Here is a 6,353-nt window from a genome sequence, read left to right on the forward strand (position 1 = left end):
GCGCGGCTGGTGATCGGCGCCGACGGGGCCTGCTCGCCGGTGGGCAAGGCCGAGGTGCCCGGCCACGACAAGATGAAGCAGGTCTTCGCCTATCACGAGATCGTCCGGGTGCCGGCCCCCGATGCGCCGGGGGGTGGCGCCGTCGATGCCGCCCGCTGCGACGTCTACTATCAGGGCCGGCACTCGCCGGACTTCTACAGCTGGATCTTTCCGCACGGGGAGACCGCCAGCATTGGCACCGGCAGCGCGAAGAAGGGCTTTTCCCTGCGCTCCTCGATCCGGGCCCTGCGCGTCGCCACCGGCCTCGACGGCGCCGAGACGATCCGCCGGGAGGGCGCGCCGCTGCCGCTGAAGCCGCTCAAGCGCTGGGACAACGGCCGCGACGTGCTGCTGGCGGGCGATGCCGCCGGGGTCGTCGCCCCGGCCTCCGGCGAGGGCATCTACTACGCGATGCTGGGCGGCCAGCTCTCGGCCGAGGCGGCGAAAGCCTTCCTAGCCACCGGCGACGTCCGGGCGCTCGCGGGCGCGCGCAAACAGTTCATGAAGCTGCACGGCCGCGTGTTCTGGATCCTCGGGATGATGCAGTGGGTCTGGTACCGCAGCGACGGCCTGCGCGAGCGGTTCGTGTCGATCTGCCGGGACAAGGACGTCCAGCAGCTCACCTGGGACAGCTACATGAACAAGGAGCTGGTCCGGGCCAAGCCCGCCGCCCACGCGCGGATCTTCTTCAAGGACCTCGCCCACCTGTTCCGCTGGGTCTCCCCGTGACTTTTCTGGGGCTCGATCGGAGCTGGGGCCCGCCTGTGGTGGCGGCCGTGGTGGCGATCCTGGTCGCGGTCGCCGGCGGGGTCGCGACCAAGACGGATGGCTGGTACCGGCACCTGCGGTTCCCGTCCTGGAAGCCGCCGGACTGGGCGTTCGGGCCGGTCTGGACCACGATCTTCCTGCTCACCACCATCGCCGCCGTGATGGTCTGGAACCGCGATCCCAATCCCACCGCCCGGCTGCTGCTGGTCGCCGCCTACGCGGTGAACGGCGTGCTCAACATCGCCTGGAGCGTGCTGTTCTTCCGGTTCCGCCGGCCCGACTGGGCGCTGGCCGAGGTCGCGGCCCTGTGGCTGTCGATCGCCGTGCTGGTGCTGGTCACCGGCCGGGTCTCGATCGCGGCCGGGCTGATGAACCTGCCCTATCTCGCCTGGGTCAGCGTCGCCGCCTGCCTCAACCTGCGGATCGTGCGGCTCAACGCGCCGTTCCGGGGGCTCGCCTGATGGAGGCGCTGTTCGCCTCGGGGCGGATCGTCGACATCATCCTGGGGCTGGTCGCCGCCGAGGCGCTGCTGCTCGCCTGGTTCGCGCGGCGCCGCGGGATGGCCCCGGCGCCGCTGCTCGCCAACCTCTGTTCCGGTGCGGCGCTGATGCTGGCGCTCCGGGCCGCGCTTACCGGATCCGGCTGGCCGACGGTCGCCGGCTGGATGCTGGCGGGCCTCCTGGCCCACCTTGCCGACCTCGGTCTTCGGTTCCGGCGGGGCGGCACGGCGCATCGCCGCACCCGGCCGCAGCCAGGAACAACGCCGCAGAGCGCCGCGTTCACGCGCAGCACCCTGGAAAACCTATAAAGACGGCTCGGGAGAGGTCGCCATGCAGCGCAGGAACGCCCTCTCGCCGGCCCGTGGCGCGGCCCCCATCCTTGCGGGCCTGCTGCTCGCCGCCCCGGCCCTGGCGCAGGACGCCTCCGATCCGGTGGAGCGCGGCAAGTACCTCGTCACCATGGGCGACTGCGCCGCCTGCCACACCGCCCCGGGCGGCAAGTTCCTGGCCGGCAACTACGCGCTCAACATGCCGTTCGGGGTGATCATGACCCCCAACCTGACCCCCGACAAGGAGACCGGGCTCGGCGACTACTCCTACGCCGACTTCGAGAAGTCGTTCCGCCAGGGCTACAGCAAGCATGTCGGCTACCTGTATCCGGCCTTCCCGTTCGGCTGGTACACCAAGGTCACCGACGAGGACACGCAGGCCATCTGGGCCTACCTGCAATCGCTCCCGCCGGTGAGCGAGAAGCGTAAAGAGAACCAGATCCCCTTCCCGTTCAACGTCCGCACCGCGCTGGTGACGTGGCGGACCGCGTTCTTCACGGAGGAGCGGTTCAAGCCCGACCCGAGCGCCAGCGCCGAGGTGAACCGCGGCGCCTACCTGGTGGAGGGGCTCGGCCACTGCGCCATGTGCCACAACGAGAACAAGCTCGTGGGCAATTCGAGCTTCGCCGGCCGCTTCGGCGGCGGCGTCATCGACGGCTGGTACGCCCCCAACATCACCCCGGACGGCCACCAGGGCATCGGCGCCTGGACCGACGAGCAGGTGGTGACCTACCTCAAGACCGGCACCGCCCCGGGCGACCGCCCCGGCGTCGCCGCCGGCCCGATGCGCCAGACCATCATGGAATCCCTCTCCAAGGTGAAGGAGGAGGACCTGAAGGCGATGGTCGCCTACCTGCGCACGGTCCCGGCCAAGCAGACCTACAAGCCCAAGGACCTCACCGCCTTCGACACCGCCGACGCCCCGGGCGCCTCCACCTACCTGACCTACTGCTCCTCCTGCCACCAGCCCAACGGCAAGGGCATCGAGGGCGCGGTGCCGGCGCTGGCCGGCAACACCTCCGTCCAGTCCGAAGGCCCCGAGACGGTGCTGCGGGTGATCTACGGCGGTCTTGCCGCCCAGAGCGGGCTCGCCCCGATGGTGGCGATCGGCCAGCAGATGACCGACGTCGAGGTCCGGAACGTCACCGACTACATCCGCAACTCCTGGGGCAACAAGGCGCCGCCGGTGACCGGCGACAAGGCCTCCGAGGCCCGGGCCGCCACCAAGACCATGCTGGCCGGCACCGCCCCCTGCGCCGAGATCGAGCAGGACACGCTGAAGGCCGCCTTCGACAAGGTCGGCGTCGCGGCGACGCTCACCGGCCTCAAGCAGCAGGACTTCGTGCCGACGCTGGTCCGGGTGGTGCCGCAGATCAAGGCGGCCGACACCGGCGCCTCCGACGACGACGTGGTCAACGCCCTCACCACGGCCTTCTGCAAGGTCGGCCGCGACGATCCGCAATACGCCAGCCCGAGTTGGCCCGCGGTGATCGGCACCTTCGCCAACGTCGCCTACAGCCAGGTGAAGAACCCGGAGAAGCAGGCGGCGGCCGTCCCCGGCGCGACCACGCCGCCGGCGAAGAACTGAGGTTTTTTGGGGGGGCGGGACGTGCCCTCCCCGTCCGTGCAGCGACGGGCCTCAGGGGTTCGGATTTTCGGTTCCCCCGGCAGGAAAAGCCTGATCTCGTTCTTCGGGCGAAGGCTCGACGCATACCGTCACGCACCCTCATCCCGGGGCCGCGCAGCGGAGCCCGGGATCCAGACCCGCTGATGTGCCAAGCCTTGCAGGGGCAGCGTTTCTGGTTTCCGGGCTCCGCTGCGCGGCCCCGGAATGACGGCACGGGTGGCGGAAGTCCGTTGTGGCTCATGTCCCTGACGGGTCGGAGGGCGAACGCCGCCGCCTCGGCCACCTTCAGCCGGTGGTTCCCGTCCGTCCCATCGCGCCAAGCGTGAAAGAGGCGCTCAGGCCGGTTCGTAGGGCCGCACCTTCGAAAGGTCGGTCTCGGCCTCCGCGTGCGAGAGGTCGTGCGCGGTCTGAAGGTTGAGCCAGAACTGGGGTGTCGTCCCGAACCGGATGCTCAGGCGCAGCGCGGTATCGGCGGTCACGCCGCGGCGTTCGCGGACGATCTCGCTGAGCCTGTTGGGCGGGACATCGAGTTCGGCGGCGAGGCGATTGGCGCTCAGTCCGTGCGGCGCCATGAACTCCTCGCGGAGAACCTCACCGGGATGCGTGCGCAGGCGGGGCATGGGGTTATCCTCTATGGTAATCCACGATCTCGACGGTCTCGGGTCCGGCGTCGCCCCATGTGAAGCAGATGCGCCACTGGTCGTTGATGCGGATGCTCCATTGTCCGTCGCGGTTACCGCTCAGCTTCTCGAGCTGGTTGCCGGGCGGGGAACGCAGGTCGCCCAACGCGGCGGCCGCGTCGATCATGTCCAGCTTGCGGACGGCGACGGCCTTGAAGGCGCGCCACTGCCGGTGACAGACGTCGCGGAGGTGGAGCGCCTCCGTATCCTTGTCCGCGAAACTCTGAATCATCGCCGCGCGCTACGTTGTACGTAAAACGTATCAGAGCCGGCGGAGTCGCGCAACGGTTCCGGTTCGACCGCTCGCGATGACGAAGGGCGGCCTGAGCCGCACGGTGGTACCCGCAACGGGAACGGACACGGCCGCGCGTCGTTTGTGCCGCGACCTCACAACTCGGAGTTCCCGTGTCCAGCCTCGTCCGAATCCTGCTCGCGATCTTCATCCCGCCGGTGGCGGTGCTCGTCACCACGGGCTTCGGCCTGCAGTTCCTGCTGAACATCCTGCTGTGGCTGATCTTCTGGCTGCCCGGCACGGTCCACGCCCTGTGGCTGATGAACCGCGACCGGCCGCTGCTCTGATCGCTACGGCGGGGCCGTGACCGCTACGGCTTGGCCGTAGCCGCTACGGCTTGGCCTTGGCCTCCGGCTCGCCCTTGCGCAGGACGAGCTTCGGATCGGCCTTCGGCTCCACCTTCGCGGTCTTCACCGCGTGCGGCTTGGCCGCCGCCTTGGGGGCGAGCGGCTCGGCCGCGTGCGCGAGCTTGACCGGCTCGGGCACGACCGTCGCGTCCACCGCCGGGGTGGCGGGGGTCGGCTTCTCTTTGTCGAACAGCGAGCCCATCAGCTTCTGGTAGCTGCTCGGATCGCCATCCGCGTCGGCCACGGCGATCCGGGCGGGCTTCTGGCCGACCGACGCGGTGGTCTCGACTCGGAGATCCGGATCGGTGCGGTTGGCCATCAGCGTGGTGGCGGCGGGCTTCTGTCCCCGTCCGGCCTTCGCAGTCGCCTTCGCCGGCACGGCCGCGGCCATCATCGTCGGCTGCACCTTCGGGTCGATCTCGATCTCCTGCGGCCCGGCCGCCAGGGTCTCGGGGCGGCTGACGTCGCCGAGATTGTGCCGGCCGAACTCCTTGGCGTCGTAGGGCAGCACCGTCTCGGTGCCGCCGAGGCTCGCGAAGGCGCTGGTGTTGGCCGGCGGCCGGAACACCGGGTTCTGGCCGCCGTCCTGGTAGACCACGCGCACGGCCGGCGTGCCCTTGGCGACCAGCTCGGCCACCTCGCGCTCGTCGTGCTCGCGCTTCTCGGCCACGACGGGGTCGACCCGCGGCTTGCACGCGCCGGCCGCCGCGTCCGAGCCGCCGAACACGTATTTGGTCCCGCACTGGCCGACCTTCGGCTCCTCGCGCAGGGCCTCGAAGTAATCCGAGCCCTCCTTGAGGTTCTGCCAGAACGGCATGTTCGGGTCGTTGCGGAACTTGGCCATGTTCTGGGCCGTCATCCGGAACGGGTAGGACTGGAACTGGAAGCTGCGCTGGCCGCCGATGAACGCCTCCCGGGCCACCGCGTAGATCTCCGCGATGGTCGCGTCGGTCATGGCGAAGCAGCCCGCCGACGAGCAGGTGCCGTGGACCATCAGGTACTTGCCGGTGCGCCCGTTGGCCCGGTCGACGGCATTCGGGAAGCCGGTGTCGAACGAGAGGTAGTACGACGAGTTCGGGTTCATCAGGCCCGGGGTGATCGTGTAGAACCCCTCCGGGGCCTGCCGGTCGCCCTCGCGGACCTTCGGCCCGAGCTGGCCGGACCAGCGGCAGATCGGGTAGGTCTTCAGCAGCGCGTAGCGGCCGTCGCCGCCGCGCTTCCACACCTCCATCTCCGCTTCCTTCTTGTAGGCGCGGATCAGGATCGGGTCGGATTGCTGCATGCCCTTGGTCTGCATCAGGGCGAGCGTCTGGGGGGCGATCGGCGCGATGCTGCGCGCGCTCGGGCCGTTGATCCCGGAGCCGTCCTGGCAGCCGGCCAGCGCGAGGGCCAGCAGGGACGCCGCCGCCAGCAGTCGCGCAGTCGCGAGACGCGCCGTCATGGGGAACCTCGTCGTCTTCAGTCTGCGCCCGGCGGCCTTTTGATAGCCGACATCGGGCGCCACTCCCCAACCCAATAGGCTCGTTAAGCTTGCACCTTCGTTACCGCAAGGACCGGGGTGCAACACTGCACGGCTGTGAGCGGTGGATACGATAGCTGTGCACACGTCTTCGCGGGATGGGGATGAGGGCTGCGACGAACATGCGCGCGCCCCTCCCCCCTCTGCGGGGGAGGGTGGGCCGGCCGTCAGGCCGGGTCGGGAGAGGGGCAGCGCGACGGTTCAGGATCTCGCGCCCGTCGCGCCCTTTCCGGAAACGGCGCTCCCCTCTCC

At 69.9% G+C, this 6,353-nt stretch carries 7 protein-coding genes and 1 pseudogene; 5 read left to right on the forward strand and 3 right to left on the reverse strand.

Annotated features, from left to right (window positions below; translation table 11 throughout):
- The 4 genes and pseudogenes from FV228_RS17710 to FV228_RS17725 form a co-directional block, all read left to right on the forward strand.
- Nucleotides 1–768 (forward strand): annotated as a pseudogene (locus tag FV228_RS17710) (geranylgeranyl diphosphate reductase); the annotation flags it as partial.
- The gene (locus FV228_RS17715) at nt 765–1,268 is read left to right on the forward strand and encodes a TspO/MBR family protein (RefSeq protein ID WP_147855834.1); all 504 of its coding nucleotides are present in this window, start codon (nt 765–767) and stop codon (nt 1,266–1,268) included. The pseudogene FV228_RS17710 and the gene FV228_RS17715, both read left to right, overlap by 4 nt.
- Nucleotides 1,268–1,615, forward strand: a complete 348-nt coding sequence (locus FV228_RS17720) for a hypothetical protein (RefSeq protein WP_147855835.1) — start codon at nt 1,268–1,270, stop codon at nt 1,613–1,615. The genes FV228_RS17715 and FV228_RS17720 overlap by 1 nt, the downstream gene beginning before the upstream one ends.
- Nucleotides 1,616–1,637: 22 nt before the next feature.
- Complete coding sequence (locus tag FV228_RS17725; protein WP_147855836.1) at nt 1,638–3,224, forward strand: c-type cytochrome; 1,587 nt, start codon at nt 1,638–1,640, stop codon at nt 3,222–3,224.
- A 374-nt stretch (nt 3,225–3,598) separates the two neighbouring features.
- Here the strand turns inward: FV228_RS17725 and FV228_RS17730 are convergent, their stop codons facing one another.
- Together FV228_RS17730 and FV228_RS17735 are read right to left on the reverse strand one after the other, a co-directional pair.
- Nucleotides 3,599–3,883 (reverse strand): HigA family addiction module antitoxin, encoded by a 285-nt coding sequence (locus FV228_RS17730; protein WP_147855837.1) that lies wholly within the window; start codon nt 3,881–3,883, stop codon nt 3,599–3,601.
- Between the two features lie 4 nt (nt 3,884–3,887).
- A complete protein-coding gene (locus FV228_RS17735; RefSeq protein ID WP_147855838.1) occupies nt 3,888–4,175 on the reverse strand; it encodes a type II toxin-antitoxin system RelE/ParE family toxin in 288 nt (95 codons plus the stop codon).
- A 173-nt stretch (nt 4,176–4,348) separates the two neighbouring features.
- On the opposite strand from FV228_RS17735, the gene FV228_RS17740 reads away from it, so the two are divergent.
- Nucleotides 4,349–4,522: a YqaE/Pmp3 family membrane protein gene (locus FV228_RS17740; RefSeq protein ID WP_147855839.1), complete on the forward strand. Its 174-nt coding sequence runs from the start codon at nt 4,349–4,351 to the stop codon at nt 4,520–4,522.
- 43 nt (nt 4,523–4,565) lie between these two features.
- Here the strand turns inward: FV228_RS17740 and FV228_RS17745 are convergent, their stop codons facing one another.
- Complete coding sequence (locus FV228_RS17745; protein ID WP_147855840.1) at nt 4,566–6,023, reverse strand: murein L,D-transpeptidase family protein; 1,458 nt, start codon at nt 6,021–6,023, stop codon at nt 4,566–4,568.
- Between the last annotated feature and the right edge of the window lie 330 nt (nt 6,024–6,353).

It is taken from the genome of Methylobacterium sp. WL18 (genome assembly GCF_008040015.1).
GTDB classification, from domain to species: Bacteria; Pseudomonadota; Alphaproteobacteria; order Rhizobiales; family Beijerinckiaceae; genus Methylobacterium; species Methylobacterium mesophilicum.